Source organism: Stenotrophomonas lacuserhaii (assembly GCF_039674585.1).
Lineage (GTDB): Bacteria > Pseudomonadota > Gammaproteobacteria > Xanthomonadales > Xanthomonadaceae > Stenotrophomonas > Stenotrophomonas pennii_A.
This window is the reverse complement of record NZ_JBDJNU010000008.1, coordinates 79,143-93,660: the sequence shown is the minus strand read 5'-3', so window position 1 is coordinate 93,660 and position 14,518 is coordinate 79,143. Positions and strand designations below refer to the sequence as shown.

The following is a 14,518-nucleotide window of genomic DNA, read 5'->3' as shown; positions in this document are numbered from 1 at the left end:
GGCTCAGCTGGCCCGGGACACGTCGCTGAAGGTGCCCGGCAACGCGGCAGTCCGCATTGCCGTTGTGCGGCTCTGCGTCATCGCCACCAGCAGTTTCAGTTCGTTGCCGCTGAGGATGCCGCTGGTCAGGTCGTCCGCCATTTGGGAAAGCGACTGTTGCCGATCAGGCCAGGGGCCGTACACCGGATTTGCGGCATGCAGATTGGACCTGCGCTGCAGGGTCTCGCTGAGCAGGCTGCGCAGCTCGTTGCCGCGGAAGGTTTCGCTTTCCTTGTTGAGGTAGCCGGTCGTGTGGTTGGTGATCAGCCGGTGATAGGGAATGACGCCCTGCCAGCAGGCATGGCGTTCGGGGGTGAACATGTCCTTGTGCTCCAGGTAGATCACCTGGTGTCCCATCAGCGCGAACGGTTCCAGTGCGCCACTACGGATGCCGATCACCGGCCCGCCCACGGTATCCAGCAGCTTGTGCATGAAGTACCACTGGTTTTCGCGGGGGGCCAGCACGCGCTCCCCATTCAACTCTGCTGCCCAGAAACGGCCGATATGCGGATGCAGCTGCGGCCGATAGGGATGGCGATCGGTTAGCCGATCGTTGCCGTGCTCATCGCGTGCGCGGTTGATATAGGTATCAGCAACGCAGTACACCGGGGTGTCTGCGGCGCCCAGTGCATCGGCGATCTGCTCGAACATCATCGGCCGTGAAATCGCCTCTGCTTCGCGGGCGTTGGCGTATTCGCGATCGGCGATCCACAACGCGGCCGCGCCGGGCTGGATGCCCTGTTCGGCGATGACCGTGCCGACCAGTGCATCGATGCGTTCGCGCTCGGCCGGGTGGACCAGCGCGATGAGCTTGTCGCGGACATCGATGCAGCGGTCTTCGGGCGAAAGGTCTGGATCACGGAAACGACGCGCGATCAGCTCGGTCGTGGCGGATATGTGGAACACGTGCGTGGCGTCATGTTCGCGGCCGCCGGCCAACGGCGAGGGCGCACCCTCCACGTGGTTGAAATCAGCGCGCGTCGCGCTGTCGTCCAGCGATTCACGCGCATTCTTCAGGCTTGCGCCCGTGTACTCGTACAACGACACGCGGCCCGCTGCGTCTGCGTGCCCGCTGGCCCCCAGCGCGCTGCGGATGACGTCGAAGGCTTCGCGCGCATGACTCTCCTCGGCTTTGTTGCCGCGGCTGTAGGCAATGGACACATTGAGCTGCGGATTGATCAGCGTGGCCAGGATCAACGAGTAGCGATCCCCCGTGGCATAGCCCGGCAGGAAGGTGTGGATTCCTGCATCGGCGGCATCCAGCGCCGCGCGGAACGGCATGTCGCGGGCATGCAGGTAGGGCACGCCCTGGCCGGTGACCGGGTCCATCCGGTAGGCCTGTCGTGCCTTCACGTCCTGCAGGGGCAGCTGCAGGTCCAACCGCTGCGCCTGCTGCCGTACCTCGGCCAGGGCGGCCTGGCCGATTTCCTGGCGGACGCTCCGGTTGTCATGCGAATGGTTCTGGTAGGCCTGCAGATACAGGTCGCGGGTGGCGCTGTCGGTGGGGTTGGCTGCGGAGAAGAAGGTGGTCGGACGGATCCGCTGCTCTGCGGCAGCTACTTCGACACTGCGGCCCATCATCGCGACGCATGGCCAGCCGGCGACGAACTTCTGCGAATCACGCCCGACGTCGAACTCGGCCGCGGCCCGTGACTGGTTGAGGACCGGCACGGCCGGTCCGGCCGCGCGGAACAACAGCGAGGCGTGCTCGGAAATGGGAGAGCACGTTGCGTGTGGAGATGCAGGAGGCAGCAGGGCAGGGGATGTCTGGGAAATGCTCGGCGTTGGCATGCGGGGATCCGAAGGGTCAGGGGGAAGGGAGCAGGTGGCGGCGGACGCACTGCAGGCGCTGCAATGCACCCGGCAGGTCATCCAGGGTGGGCGAATCGCGGGCGTGGGCCTGGACCAGCCGCAGCACGCCGCTGGCGGTGTCCAAGGCAATGCAGGCACCGTCCATGGCCTGCGGCTCGTGGTGGTGGGCGAGCAGACCGCGCAGCCGGTCCTCATTGCAGCGCAGCCCGTCATCGGCCAGCTGGCAGTGCAGCAGCAGGTGATCGGCCGTGGCTTCCAGGTGCCATTCCACTCCGCCTTCGTCGAGCAGCGTGTAGGCAGCGGCGGGGACGTCCAACGGCAGGGGCAGGTGCTGCGCGGCGCGCTGCAGTATCGGTAGTGCCCACGTCGGTGTGCAGGTGGTCATTGTCTTGGCGAGGCAGGGAAAGGAGGGGGACAGCCTGCGGAGTGCGCGTGCCGAAATCGCTGAGCCGGGCGTAAACGTGGGAAATATCAATCGAACCAGTCGTTGCGAGTGGCAATTTCATCGGGCCTATCAGCTGTATCCGTGGTGGAATCGTTGACTCCGATTGCTTTCGAGTAGATACGCTTTCAGTCGGCGTCCTTTCTCGCGGAGAGTTCGTGCCGAATACGACGCCACTGCACCGCGTTCCGCCGGACACCATGACCACTTCCCCATCCCCGCTATCCGTTCAGCCAGTTCCTGCCTCCTTTACGGTGCCGGTCGCCGCTCCCGCAGCGCCGGGGCCACGGCCGCCCAAACCCACGCGCGTGCTCAACAGCAGCCTCCCCGCCGAGGTGAAAGTGGCTGCACGCTGGCGCGCGCTGCTGAGCGGGCAGCAGCTGCGGCGCACGCTCAGCGTCACGACCCTCGCGCCGGGAATGATCGCCGTCCGCCTGAACGGGCCGCCTGCCTTGCTTGAGCGGATGGGGCTGCGCAGCACTGCGGCAGGGCCACAGCCAACGAATTCGCCTGCCGGCGTGGCCAGGCGGCTTGCCTGGGTCAGCCTGGATGCCCGACGGTTCAGCGGCCACGTGGTGCAGGGCGATTCCCTGCTCGACCCTTGCCTGCATCCTGCCGGCGAGGACGCATCCACCGCATGCGTGCGCATCAACGGTGGGTACTTCAATTTCCGCCAGCGCGCCTGCGTCGGCAGCCCCGAGCACCTGCCGATCGGCTCCCTGCGCATGCGCGGGGGGGCGGCGCAGCCTGCATTGCAGGTGCCACCGGCATTCGTCGACGACTACCGTGAGCTGGCATTCGGCGATGGTTCCTCGCTTGCCTGCGCGCCGCTGCTGGCCGAACGCGGCGAGGCCGTGTTCGCACTCAAGGCCAGCGGCAATCCCTGCTACCGACTGCCGCCGGATTTCAGTTTCGAGCGCGGTGACGTGGTCGCCCCCGGGATGTTGTGGCACGCGCACGATGCCAACCCACGGGTGGCGATCAGCGTGCCGGCCGGCCCGGGCAACGGCCGCATCCGTCTGGTCGCCGCCCCCATGGTCGACCGCAGCTGCGCAGATACCGGCTGGACGCTGTCGGCCTTTTCCGCTGCGCTGGCCCGGCTGGATCGCCAGCATTCGCCGCCGAACCTGTCGCTGAACCTGGACGGTGGCGAATCGGTTGCGCTGATGGCCTGGGCCGAAGGCCGCACGCTGCTGGATGTCCGCCAGACGCTGCAGCCACGGCATGTCGGCAACCTGATCGAATTCCGTGCCGGGGCGCCCCGGCGGTCGCCGGAAATGGTCAGATGCGTCAGACTGGCAACATGACGCAATCCGTCCTGCTCCTGCATGGCATCTGGAACGCCCGTGCCTGGGTCGGTCCGCTCGCCTGGCGCCTGCGCGCGCGCGGCTTCCAGGTTGAGTCCTTCGGCTATTCCAGCGTGCTGGGCGGGCCGGACGTGGCCGTCCCGCAGCTGCTGGAACGCCTGCAGCAGCGCGGCCCGGTGTCACTGGTCGGCCACAGCCTGGGCGGGCTGGTGGCACTGGAGGCGCTGCGCCGCGCCCCGGACCTGCAGGTGCAGCGCGTGGTCTGCCTGGGTTCGCCATTGCGCGGCAGCGGCACCGCCCGCATCCTGGCCGAACACGGCTGGGCGGCCGCGCTCGGACGCAGCAGCGGACTGCTGCTGGACGGGCTGCCGGACTGGCAGGGCGAAGCCAAGGTGGGATTGGTCGCCGGCTGCGTGCCGCATGGGCTGGGCAGCCTGCTGGGCGCGCTGGAGGGCGACTCCGACGGCACCGTGGCGCTGGCTGAAACCCAACTGCCGGGACTGGCCGACCACTGCGTCGTGCGCTGTTCGCACAGTGGGCTGGTGTTCTCGCTGGAGGCGGCGCGGCAGACCGCGCAGTTCCTGCGCCACGGACGCTTCCATCCGGGTGGGGCCTCCGCTGCCGCCTGACCGCGCCAGGTCCTGCGGCGGGGTGGACACGGTTGTGGCGCCCGATCAGGTAGAATCCGCGCCCTGTTCCTGAAGCTGCCAAACGGAAGCCCCCATGGGTAGAGGTCCCTCCATCGAAGGCCGCAAGAACGCGTCTGACGCGAAGCGCGGCAAGATTTTCACCAAGATCATCCGCGAGATCGGCGTTGCCGCGCGCGGTGGCGGAGGCGACCCCAACAACAACCCGCGCCTGCGCGTGGCCATGGACAAGGGGCTGTCCTCGAACATGTCCAAGGACGTGATCGAGCGGGCGATCAAGAAGGCCACCGGCGAGCTGGAAGGCGTCGAGTACGAAGAAATCCGCTACGAGGGCTATGCGCCCGGTGGCGTCGCGGTGATCGTCGACTGCCTGACCGACAACAAGGTGCGCACCGTCGCCGATGTCCGCCATGCGTTCAGCAAGTGCGGCGGCAACATGGGCACCGAAGGCTCGGTGGCGTTCATGTTCAAGCGCCTGGGCGTCATCAGCTATGCGCCGGGCGCGGACGAAGACCGCATCACCGAAGCGGCGATCGAGGCCGGTGCGGACGACATCGTGGTCTACCCCGATGACGCCTCCATCGACGTGGTCACCGCGCCGGATGCCTTCCACGCCGTGCGCGATGCGATGGCGGCTGCCGGGTTGCCGAGCGACCACGCCGAGATCACCTTCCGTGCCGACAACGACATTGCCGTGGAGGGCGACACGGCCCTGCAGGTGAAGAAGCTGCTGGACATGCTGGAAGACCTCGACGACGTGCAGGATGTCTACTCCAACGCCGATCTCGGCGCGCACGCCTAAGCCCGTCGATGACCCGCATCCTCGGCATCGACCCCGGTTCGCAGCGTACCGGGGTCGGCATCATCGACGTCGATGCGGCCGGCCGGGTCACGCATGTCCACCATCTGCCGCTGGTGCTGCTGGGCGCTGACGATTTCCCGCAGCGGATGAAGATCCTGGTGTTGGGACTGGCCGATCTGATCGTCGAATACCAGCCGGATGAAGTGGCCATCGAAAAGGTGTTCATGGCACGCAACCCGGATTCGGCGCTGAAACTCGGCCAGGCCCGCGGGGCGGCGATTTCGGCCGTGGTGCTGCGTGACCTGCCGGTCAGCGAGTACGCGGCCAGCGAGATCAAGCTGGCGGTGGTCGGGCGCGGCGGGGCGGAAAAACAACAGGTCCAACACATGGTCGGGCTCATGCTCGGCCTGAAGACGAAGCTGCAGGCCGACGCCGCTGATGCGTTGGCCGTGGCCATCACCCATGCCCACGTACGGGCCACGGCCAACCGCCTGGGGCTCAGCGCCCGCCAGGCGTGGGGCCGGAAATGAGGAGCACTGCTGCATGATCGGTCGCCTGCGTGGAATCGTCGCCTACAAGGCGCCGCCGTGGCTGGTGGTGGACGTCAACGGCGTCGGCTATGAGCTGGAGGCCCCGATGAGCACGTTCTACGACCTGCCCGACATAGGCCGCGAGGTGATCCTGTACACGCACTACGCGCAGAAGGAAGACAGCGTTTCGCTGTACGGCTTCCTGCGCGATGGCGAGCGCCGCCTGTTCCGCGACGTGCAGAAGGTCAGTGGCATCGGCGCGAAGATCGCGCTGGCGGTGCTGTCGGCGGCCAGCGTGGAAGAGTTCGTGCGGATGGTGCAGCACGGCGACGTCACCGCGCTGACCCGCATCCCGGGCATCGGCAAGAAGACCGCCGAACGCATGGTGCTGGAGCTGCGCGACCGCGCCGCCCAGCTGGGTGCCGGTGGTGCACTACCGTCCAGCAGTGGCCCGGCGGCCGCCGATCCGGTGTCCGAGGCCACCGTGGCGCTGCAGCAGCTGGGTTACAAGCCGACCGAAGCGGCGCGCATGGCGCGTGACGCCAATGCCGAGGGCGACGACGTCGCCATGGTCATCCGCAAGGCGCTGCAGTCGGCCCTGCGCTGACCCGCCCTTCACCTTTCGATATCCCCACCGAGCCCCGTCATGTCCACCCCCAGCAACCCGCAAGATGGCAGCCACGGCCACGCCCCCACCGGGAGCAGCATGGCCCTGGTCGTCGGTGCGATCGGCGTGGTGTTCGGTGACATCGGCACCAGCCCGCTGTACACCCTGAAGGAAGCATTCTCCGGCCACTACGGCCTGACAAGCGACCACGACACGGTGCTGGGCGTGCTGTCGCTGTCGTTCTGGGCGCTGATCCTGGTGGTGACCCTGAAGTACGTCACCATCATCATGCGCGCCGACAACGAGGGCGAAGGCGGGATCATGGCGCTGATGGCGCTGACCCAGCGCACGCTGAGCAAAGGCTCGCGCTCTGCCTACGTGGTCGGCATCCTCGGGATCTTCGGCGCCTCGCTGTTCTTCGGCGACGGGGTGATCACTCCGGCCATTTCGGTACTGGGCGCGGTGGAAGGCCTGGAAATCGCCGCGCCGGGCCTGCATCGCTTCATCCTGCCGATCACCATCGTGGTGCTGCTGGCGGTGTTTGCCGCCCAGCGCTTCGGGACCGAGAAAATCGGCAAGGCGTTCGGGCCGATCACCAGCATCTGGTTCATCTCGCTGGCGGCGATCGGCCTGTACAACATCGTCGACGCCCCTGAAGTGCTGAAAGCCTTCAACCCGTGGTGGGCGATCCGGTTCTTCATGGACCATGGCTGGCACGGGGTGTTCATCCTCGGCGCGGTGGTGCTGGCGGTCACCGGTGGCGAGGCGCTGTACGCGGACATGGGCCACTTCGGTGCCAAGCCGATCCGCCACGCCTGGTACTTCTTCGTGCTGCCGTGCCTGGTGATGAACTACCTTGGCCAGGGCGCGCTGGTGCTGGAGCATCCCGAAGCGGTGAAGAATCCCTTCTTCGAAGCGGTGCCGGACTGGGCGCTGTACCCGATGATCATCCTGGCCACGATGGCGGCGGTGATCGCCTCGCAGTCGGTCATCACCGGGGCGTTCTCGGTGTCCCGCCAGGCGATGCAGCTGGGCTACATCCCGCGCATGCGGATCAAGCACACCTCGCACGACACCATCGGCCAGATCTACATCCCCGGCATCAACTGGGGCCTGGCGGTGATGGTGATCGGGCTGGTGCTGGCGTTCCAGAGTTCGTCCAACCTGGCGGTGGCCTACGGCATTTCGGTGTCCGGCACGATGCTGATCGATACCCTGCTGCTGGCCCTGGTGGCGCGCAGCCTGTGGCCGAAGTCACGGCACTGGATCGTGGCGCTGTGCGTGGTGTTCTTCATCATCGACCTGGGCTTCGTGATCGCCAACGGCGCCAAGCTGATGCAGGGCGCGTGGTTCCCGGTGGTGCTGGGCATCCTGCTGTTCACCCTGATGCGCACCTGGCGGCGTGGCCGCGAGCTGCTGCGCGATGAGATCCGCAAGGACGGCATCCGCCTGGATACCTTCCTGCCGGGCCTGATGCTGGCGCCTCCGGTCCGGGTGCCGGGCACCGCGGTGTTCCTGACCGCCGATCCGACCGTGGCCCCGCATGCGCTGATGCACAACCTGAAGCACAACAAGGTGCTGCACGAGCGCAACGTGTTCCTGCACGTGGTGACCCTGCCGGTGCCGTACGCGCCGGAGGGGCACCGGTTGAAGATCGAATCGGTCGGCGATGATTTCCACCGGGTCTACGTCAAGTTCGGTTTCATGGAGACCCCGGACGTGCCGCTGGCGCTGATGCGTTCATGCGACCACGGTGGGATCTACTTCGACCCGATGGACACCACGTTCTTCGCCAGCCGCGAGACCATCGTGGCGACCGCCAACCGCGGCATGCCGATCTGGCGCGACAAGCTGTTCGCGCTGATGCATCGCAACGCCGCGCCGGCGACGGGGTTCTTCAGGATTCCCGGCAACCGGCTGGTGGAACTGGGCGCGCAGGTCGAGATTTAAGGGGTTTTCTGCGCTGCGCGCGGCTTTCAGGCGACGTCGAAAGCAACGGCAAAAGCTGCGGGGCTGCGTGTTGGCGGGGCGGGGTGGGTTGGCGGGGGACGGCAACAGCCGCTCCTGCGGGCCTCGTTTCGCGCCATCCATGGCGCTCAACGCCCCCGCCAACCCTCCCCGCCCCACCTTCGACAGGTCCATGGTGGCCTTGGAACATGCGGTCCTGGTAGCGCCGACCCATGGTCGGCGGAATGCTTCCGCCAACGGCCCGCTGCGTTCGCCGAGCATGGGTATGCCGGTCGTCCTGACCGGCACCCTACGGGCCGTCGCAAGCGACGTTGGCAGCGGCTCCTGCCGCTGCCTTCGGCGCTACCGCTTTTCTTCTTTTTTCATACGCGGGTGGCGGCCACCGGAACCTGTCAGGGGCCGGGCGGTGGGGCTGGGCGGGGGCGTTGAGCGCCATGGATGGCGCGAAACGAGGCCCGCATGGGTGAGGGCGCTTTGCTTGCGAAGCACGGCTTCGCAAGCGCCCGAACGCACAGCCGCCCAGCGGCTGGGCCGGACCCCGGAGGGGCAGCTTCTGCCGTCCCCCGACCAGCCCCACCGCCCGGCCCACTCAACGCTGCGGCTTTCAAGCCACCCGCGAGGGGGTCTCACCCGTTCGACCCACCAGATCGATGCAGTCCACCGGACACGGCGGAACACACAACCCACACCCGGTGCAAAGATCGGCAATCACCGTGTGCATGTACTTGGCCCCGCCAACGATCGCATCCACCGGGCAGGCCTGGATGCACTTGGTGCAGCCGATGCAGTCGGCTTCCACGATCACCGCCACCTGCGGTGGCGTGTGCTCGCCGCGGCTGCGGTCATACGGCAGCGCCGGCACGCCCAGTACCTTCGCCAACGCCCGCGCACCCGCATCACCGCCCGGTGGGCAGCGCTCCACGCCGGCTTCGCGGCGAGCCATCGCGGCGGCGTAGGGGCGACAGCCGTCGAACCCGCACTGGCCGCATTGGGTCTGCGGCAACAGGCGGTCCAGCCGCTCCACCAGCGGGGGAGGCATCAGGCTCATGCGGGGCGATGGCGGTGCGGGGGAATCATCGTTGCAGTGGCTTTCCGCGATACCAGCGGTCATGGGCGAGGGCGAGCATCGGCGCGTCCTCGCGGCTGTCACCGTAGGCATGGATGCGCGTGTAACGGGACAGATCGAAGCGCTGCCGGATGTGCTGGGCCTTGCGGGGGCCGCAGTCACCGCCGGCATAACGGCCGGTCAAACGGCCCTCGCGGGTCTCCAGCTGGTTGCAGATCAACTGCAGTCCCAACGTGTCACACCAGGGCCGCAGGTACAGATCAAGCGACCCCGACACGATGGCTACGGTGTGGCCCTGGGCCTGGTGCCAGCGGATCTGCTCAAGCATTTCCGGGCGCATCATCTCCGGCAACGCATCGCGTGCGTAGCCGGCGGCCAGCAGCGCGATGTCATCGGCGTGGCGGCCACTGAACACCAGCGCGGTGACGCGGGCGCGGATGCGCTCGGCGCTGATCAGCCGCAGGCGGAAGGCGGCCAGCCAAGGGCCCACCAACCACCACGCACGCGCCCGCTGTTCCGGTGTGGCCACCCGCCGCAGGAAGCGGCGGTAGCTGTCGGCCGTGGTGATGGTGTGGTCGAAGTCGAACAGCGCCAGCTCCATCGCACCCTCCGGCGTGGCCCGTTGCAGGTCAGCGGACCGGCATGCCCGGCAGCGCGGCACTGTCGGCGTCCAGCAGCGCCAGCGCGCCACCGTCGAAGCCGGCCGACAGGATCATGCCTTCGCTCAGGCCGAAGCGCATCTTGCGCGGGGCCAGGTTGGCGATGAACACCACGCTGCGGCCGACCAGCTTTTCCGGTTCGCCGTAACTGGCGCGGATGCCGGAGAAGATCTGCCGGGTGCCGAGATCGCCGGCGTCCAGTTCGAAGCGCAGCAGCTTGTCCGAGCCCTCCACGAACTCGCAGGCCAGCACCTTGCCGATGCGCAGGTCCAGCCTGGCGAAGTCGTCGATGCCGATGTACGCCGGCGCAGCGTCGCCCTGCGGCGCGTTCGCGGCAGCAGCGGGCTTGGCTTCGGCCTTCACTGCAGGTGCGGCGGCGGCAACGGGGGCGGCAGCGGTCGGCTGCAGGGTATCCTTGGAGGCGTCGGTCATGGCGTCGATTTTCTTCGGGTCGATTCGGGTGAACAGCGCAACGTAGTCGTTGATGCGATGCGCCAGCAGCGGCTGCGCCAGTGCGGTCCAGTCGCTGACCGGTGCGGCCAGGAAGGCTTCGGCCTGCGCCGAAGTGGCGGGCAGCACCGGCTTGAGCGCGGTGACCAGCACCCGGAACAGGTTCAGGCCCTGGGTGCACACCGATTGCAGCTGCGCATCGGCGCCTTCCTGCTTGGCGATCACCCACGGTTTGACGTCGTCGATGTAGCGGTTGGCTTCGTCGGCCAGCGCCATCGTCTGCCGGATGGCGGCGGCCGGATCGTTGCGCTCGTACGCTTCGCGGATCGGCGCGAGGGCCTCGACGAAGCGCTGGTACTGCGCCGGATCGGGCAGCTGCGCGGCCAGCTGGCCATCGAAGCGTTTGCTGATGAAGCCGGCACATCGACTGGCCAGGTTGACGAACTTGCCGACCAGGTCGGCGTTGACGCGGGCGATGAAGTCGCCCAGGTTCAGGTCGAGATCGTCCACCCCGCCGGAGGACTTGGCGGCGTAGTAGTAGCGCAGCGCTTCCGGTTCCAGCCCGGCATCCAGGAACGTACGCGCCATCACAAAGGTGCCGCGCGACTTGCTCATCTTCGCCCCGTCCACGGTCAGGTAGCCGTTGACGTGCAGTCGGGTCGGCGCGCGGTGGCCGGTGGCATGCAGCACCGCCGGCCAGAACAGGCCGTGGAAATTGACGATGTCCTTGCCGATGAAGTGGTGCAGTTCGGTGGAGGTGCCGGCGCGCAGGTGCGATTCGAAATCCACGCCGGTCTTCGCGCACAGCGTCTGGAAGCTGGACAGGTAGCCGATCGGAGCATCCAGCCACACATACAGGAACTTGCCCGGGTGGCCGGGGATTTCGAAGCCGAAGTACGGCGCATCGCGCGAGATGTCCCACGCGCGCAGGCCGCCATCGGCGTTCATCCATTCCATCAACTTCGCCTTGACCCCGGGCAGGGCGACATCACCGCCCAGCCAGTCGCGCAGGAAGCCTTCGAACCTGCCCACTTCGAAGAAGAAATGCTCCGAATCGCGGACTTCCGGGGTCGCCCCGGAGATCACCGATTTCGGCTCCTTCAGGTCGGTCGGGCTGTAGGTGGCGCCGCAGACTTCGCAGTTGTCGCCGTACTGGTCGGCGCTGCCACAGTTCGGGCAGATGCCCTTGATGTAGCGGTCCGGCAGGAACATGCCCTTGGCCGGATCGTAAAACTGCGCGACCGAGCGGCGGCTGACGTGGCCTTCCGATTCAAGCTTCAGGTAGAACGATTCGGTCAGCGCCTTGTTGGCGGCCGAGTTGGTCGAATCGTAATGGTCGAAGTCCACCCCGAAGGCGGCGAAATCGCGTTCGTGGCCGGCCTGGATGCCGGCGATGAACACTTCCGGGGTCAGTCCGGCCTTTTCGGCGGCCAGCATGATCGGGGTGCCATGGGTGTCGTCGGCACACACGAACCAGGTGGTGCCGCCGCTCATTCGCCGCGCACGCACCCAGATATCAGCCTGGATGTAGCCCACCAGGTGGCCCAGGTGCAGCGGGCCGTTGGCGTAGGGCAGGGCGGTGGTGACGAGCGCGGTACGGGTCATGGTCACGGCGTGCAGCGAGGGGAATCCCGGATTATCGCACAAGGGGGTCGGATGCCCTTCCGGAAAAGGGCGATCCGACCGCCGTGACCGCCTGCGCTTACTCGCGCTGCCAGGTCTGGGCGCGGCAGATGAAGGCCACGCAGCCGGACACGTCCAGGCGGGTGCCGCCGGGCTGCAGTCGCATCTTGGACTTGTAGGTCTTGCCGTTGGCCGGATCCAGGATGGTGCCGCCGGACCAGCTGGCGGTGCCATCGGACTTCAGGTTCCACAGGATGGTCATGCCGCGCACCGGCTTGTCCTTGTTGCTGCCGCTGCAGTCGCTGCAGACCGGGTTCGGCCCCTTGTCCGACTGCAGGATGTCGACCACCTTGCCGCTCAGGGTGCCGTTGGCAGCCTGGCTGATTTCCACGATCGACTTCACCTTGCCGGTCTTGTCATCGATGGTTTTCCAGCGGCCCACCGCCGAATCGGCGGCGTTCGCCGAAAGCGCGGCCACGCACAGCGGCAGCGCCAGCAGCAGGGTCTTGAAGGTGTTGCGCATGGTCCCCTCCCAGGGCATTGGTTCACTGCCAGCGGCAGTGCCGGCATGTGCCGACTGTATACCCATCCGGGGGGGTTGGGTGCATGCCCCCCGTTGGGCGGGCCGGGGGCCGTAAAGCCGCTGCGGCCGCGGGCCAGCGGCCGTCACTACGCCGTTTCGTACAGCTCCAGCGGCAGGTCATCCGGATCGGCGAAGAAAGTGAAGCGGCGTCCGGTGTACTCATCCACGCGGATCGGTTCGCAGGCCACGCCATGCTCTGCCAGGTGGGCGATGAAAGGCTCCAGTGTGCCCACCCGGAAGGCCAGGTGGCGCAGGCCCTGTGCTTCGGGCCGGCTGGGGCGCGGCGGCGGGCTGGGGAAGGAAAACAGCTCCAGCTGGCCGCCATCGGGCAGGGCCAGGTCCAGTTTCCAGGAGTCGCGTGCAGCACGGTGATGCTCGGCGATGACCGCCAGGCCGAGCACGTCGACGTAGAACGCCCGCGAGCGGGCATAGTCGGCGCAGATCAGGGCGACGTGGTGGATGCCTTGCAGGCCAAGGGACATGGACGTGCGCCGGGTCGGGCGGGCCATGATCGCAGATCACGCCGCGCAGCGTGATGGACTCCGGGTTCCGCATGGACGAAATGCGAAAGCGGAAGGGCCATGCCGCGTGCAGCCTTGGGCCTCCTCCAATCGCAGAGACTGCCTCCGTGACCGCCATCAGCGCATCTCCCGTCAGGTACACGTCGTTCATTTCCTTGCAGCTTGAGGCAAAGGCCCCCGTCAAGGCTGTGCTGCCGGCCATCCGAGCGGTCAGCAATCCCACGCGCGACGAACTTCCCTCCAGCTTGAACCGCACGCCGGCGGCTGCGCCTCACGGACCCGGTCCGGTCTTCCCAGCGGCCGGGTCGTCGCCCAATGCAGCGGCCAGTGCCAGTGACTGGAAGGATTACGTCGGTCGTCTGCAGCAACAGGACGCGGTGCCCGGCGCGCGCCACGCGGATCCAGATCAGGGCGTGGTGACGCCGTCCAACATCAGCGTGAAGCAGATGGTCGCGTATCTTCGCAAGCAACCGTCGGCAACGCCTGCCGGCGTGGCGCAGGTGGTGCGCCCGCCAATGCCCGCGCCCGCAGCGGCGGTGGCCGTGCAGGTTGCAGCCGTCACGGCCCCGGCAACCGTGCCATCGGCGTCCGTACTGCAGGCCGACGATCCGGTGCCCGCCGATGAGGCGTGGAGCCGGACGGTGCCGGTGAACCAGATGGAACACCCGCGTCGAGCCGCCGAAGCGGAGGCCGCGTTGATCGACGCGCAGCTGCTGGAAGAGGAGCGCGCGCTGGATGAGGAACTCGGCGCGCTCGCTGACGCGCAACGTCCGCGTGGTGGCGAGCTTCCGATGATCCATGAGGAGGACGACGAGGATCCCTTCCACGGGTCCGAGCTCTTCGGGACGACATCGCGCTGGGAACAGGCCAAGCTGCGCAGTGAAGCGATGCTGCGCGGGAACGCAGCGCTGGAAGAAGAGGATGCAGAGCCGGTGTTGCGTTCGCCCGGGCGCCGGGGAAACGTGAGATTTGACCAGGTCGAAACCAGCCGGGTGCTTGAGGTTGACGCCGAGTCGGGCGAGTCGGTTTCAGTGACAGACGCGTTCTTCCTGATCAAAGAGCACGATGGAAGATGGAAGCCGAATCAGTCCAAGCAGTCGATATCGCCGGACCAGATCAGCGACAACGCAGGCACCCGCCCACGCGTGGCCGCTTTCGGACCGCCGCGCGCCTTGACGGCTGCCGATGACAGCGACTTCGTCGTGCAGTCTGCGTTCCACGAAAATCGGCATGGCCAGCCGAACCATGCCGAGATCGGTGAAAGCTCCTGGTCCGATCTCGGCCGCGACGACGAGCTGGTCGCGCCGCCCGTGGGCCAGGCGTTCCTACAGTTGCAGCGGATCCAACAGATGCAGCGCGAGGTGGAACGGATGCAGCGCGAGGTAGAAACCCTGCGCCGCAACCAGCAGATGAGCGAGGAGGTCGGCGTCTACTTCTGAGGCCGACCAAGGCCGGGTCCCCC

14 protein-coding genes are annotated in these 14,518 nt (G+C 67.3%); 7 read left to right on the top strand and 7 right to left on the bottom strand.

Annotation, left to right across the window (positions count from 1 at the left end):
* Nucleotides 1-3: 3 nt before the first annotated feature.
* Entirely contained in the window at nucleotides 4-1,830 is a 1,827-nt protein-coding gene (locus ABE522_RS05335; RefSeq protein ID WP_346590828.1) for a hypothetical protein, read from the bottom strand.
* A gap of 16 nt (nucleotides 1,831-1,846) precedes the next feature.
* Nucleotides 1,847-2,236: a CesT family type III secretion system chaperone gene (locus tag ABE522_RS05330; RefSeq protein WP_346590827.1), complete on the bottom strand. Its 390-nt coding sequence runs from the start codon at nucleotides 2,234-2,236 to the stop codon at nucleotides 1,847-1,849.
* 365 nt (nucleotides 2,237-2,601) lie between these two features.
* Between ABE522_RS05330 and ABE522_RS05325 the strand changes: the two genes are divergently transcribed.
* The 6 genes from ABE522_RS05325 to ABE522_RS05300 all read left to right on the top strand — a co-directional run bounded on the left by ABE522_RS05325 (nucleotide 2,602) and on the right by ABE522_RS05300 (nucleotide 8,136).
* On the top strand, nucleotides 2,602-3,600 hold the full coding sequence (locus ABE522_RS05325) for a hypothetical protein (RefSeq protein ID WP_346590826.1): 999 nt from the start codon (nucleotides 2,602-2,604) through the stop codon (nucleotides 3,598-3,600).
* Complete coding sequence (locus ABE522_RS05320; protein WP_346590825.1) at nucleotides 3,597-4,229, top strand: esterase/lipase family protein; 633 nt, start codon at nucleotides 3,597-3,599, stop codon at nucleotides 4,227-4,229. The genes ABE522_RS05325 and ABE522_RS05320 overlap by 4 nt, the downstream gene beginning before the upstream one ends.
* A 94-nt stretch (nucleotides 4,230-4,323) precedes the next feature.
* Nucleotides 4,324-5,049 carry a YebC/PmpR family DNA-binding transcriptional regulator gene (locus tag ABE522_RS05315; protein WP_101098836.1) on the top strand — a complete coding sequence of 242 codons (726 nt, stop codon included), beginning with the start codon at nucleotides 4,324-4,326 and terminating at the stop codon, nucleotides 5,047-5,049.
* A gap of 8 nt (nucleotides 5,050-5,057) precedes the next feature.
* A complete protein-coding gene (ruvC, locus tag ABE522_RS05310) occupies nucleotides 5,058-5,579 on the top strand; it encodes a crossover junction endodeoxyribonuclease RuvC (protein WP_346590824.1) in 522 nt (173 codons plus the stop codon).
* Between the two features lie 13 nt (nucleotides 5,580-5,592).
* Nucleotides 5,593-6,186, top strand: a complete 594-nt coding sequence (gene ruvA / locus ABE522_RS05305; RefSeq protein WP_346590823.1) for a Holliday junction branch migration protein RuvA — start codon at nucleotides 5,593-5,595, stop codon at nucleotides 6,184-6,186.
* Between the two features lie 39 nt (nucleotides 6,187-6,225).
* On the top strand, nucleotides 6,226-8,136 hold the full coding sequence (locus ABE522_RS05300; protein WP_123700595.1) for a potassium transporter Kup: 1,911 nt from the start codon (nucleotides 6,226-6,228) through the stop codon (nucleotides 8,134-8,136).
* Between the two features lie 622 nt (nucleotides 8,137-8,758).
* Here ABE522_RS05300 and rnfB read toward each other — a convergent pair.
* From rnfB to gloA2, 5 genes are all read right to left on the bottom strand, one after another.
* A complete protein-coding gene (rnfB, locus tag ABE522_RS05295) occupies nucleotides 8,759-9,202 on the bottom strand; it encodes an Rnf electron transport complex subunit RnfB (protein WP_346590822.1) in 444 nt (147 codons plus the stop codon).
* Nucleotides 9,203-9,227: 25 nt separating this feature from the next.
* Nucleotides 9,228-9,821: an HAD family hydrolase gene (locus ABE522_RS05290; protein WP_346590821.1), complete on the bottom strand. Its 594-nt coding sequence runs from the start codon at nucleotides 9,819-9,821 to the stop codon at nucleotides 9,228-9,230.
* Between the two features lie 28 nt (nucleotides 9,822-9,849).
* Nucleotides 9,850-11,934, bottom strand: a complete 2,085-nt coding sequence (metG, locus tag ABE522_RS05285) for a methionine--tRNA ligase (protein WP_346590820.1) — start codon at nucleotides 11,932-11,934, stop codon at nucleotides 9,850-9,852.
* A gap of 97 nt (nucleotides 11,935-12,031) precedes the next feature.
* Complete coding sequence (locus ABE522_RS05280) at nucleotides 12,032-12,475, bottom strand: DUF2147 domain-containing protein (protein WP_346590819.1); 444 nt, start codon at nucleotides 12,473-12,475, stop codon at nucleotides 12,032-12,034.
* A 146-nt stretch (nucleotides 12,476-12,621) separates the two neighbouring features.
* Complete coding sequence (gloA2, locus tag ABE522_RS05275; protein WP_346590818.1) at nucleotides 12,622-13,017, bottom strand: SMU1112c/YaeR family gloxylase I-like metalloprotein; 396 nt, start codon at nucleotides 13,015-13,017, stop codon at nucleotides 12,622-12,624.
* A gap of 146 nt (nucleotides 13,018-13,163) precedes the next feature.
* Between gloA2 and ABE522_RS05270 the strand changes: the two genes are divergently transcribed.
* Nucleotides 13,164-14,495 (top strand): hypothetical protein, encoded by a 1,332-nt coding sequence (locus ABE522_RS05270; protein WP_346590817.1) that lies wholly within the window; start codon nucleotides 13,164-13,166, stop codon nucleotides 14,493-14,495.
* Nucleotides 14,496-14,518 lie beyond the last annotated feature (23 nt).

Coding starts and splice junctions, on each gene's coding strand:
- ABE522_RS05320 (WP_346590825.1), top strand. CDS start 3,597: ATGACGCAATCCGTCCTGCTCCTGCATGGCATCTGGAACGCCCGTGCC.
- ABE522_RS05300 (WP_123700595.1), top strand. CDS start 6,226: ATGTCCACCCCCAGCAACCCGCAAGATGGCAGCCACGGCCACGCCCCC.
- ABE522_RS05330 (WP_346590827.1), bottom strand. CDS start 2,236: ATGACCACCTGCACACCGACGTGGGCACTACCGATACTGCAGCGCGCC.
- ABE522_RS05315 (WP_101098836.1), top strand. CDS start 4,324: ATGGGTAGAGGTCCCTCCATCGAAGGCCGCAAGAACGCGTCTGACGCG.
- ABE522_RS05280 (WP_346590819.1), bottom strand. CDS start 12,475: ATGCGCAACACCTTCAAGACCCTGCTGCTGGCGCTGCCGCTGTGCGTG.
- rnfB (WP_346590822.1), bottom strand. CDS start 9,202: ATGAGCCTGATGCCTCCCCCGCTGGTGGAGCGGCTGGACCGCCTGTTG.
- metG (WP_346590820.1), bottom strand. CDS start 11,934: ATGACCCGTACCGCGCTCGTCACCACCGCCCTGCCCTACGCCAACGGC.
- gloA2 (WP_346590818.1), bottom strand. CDS start 13,017: ATGTCCCTTGGCCTGCAAGGCATCCACCACGTCGCCCTGATCTGCGCC.
- ruvA (WP_346590823.1), top strand. CDS start 5,593: ATGATCGGTCGCCTGCGTGGAATCGTCGCCTACAAGGCGCCGCCGTGG.
- ABE522_RS05290 (WP_346590821.1), bottom strand. CDS start 9,821: ATGGAGCTGGCGCTGTTCGACTTCGACCACACCATCACCACGGCCGAC.
- ruvC (WP_346590824.1), top strand. CDS start 5,058: ATGACCCGCATCCTCGGCATCGACCCCGGTTCGCAGCGTACCGGGGTC.
- ABE522_RS05335 (WP_346590828.1), bottom strand. CDS start 1,830: ATGCCAACGCCGAGCATTTCCCAGACATCCCCTGCCCTGCTGCCTCCT.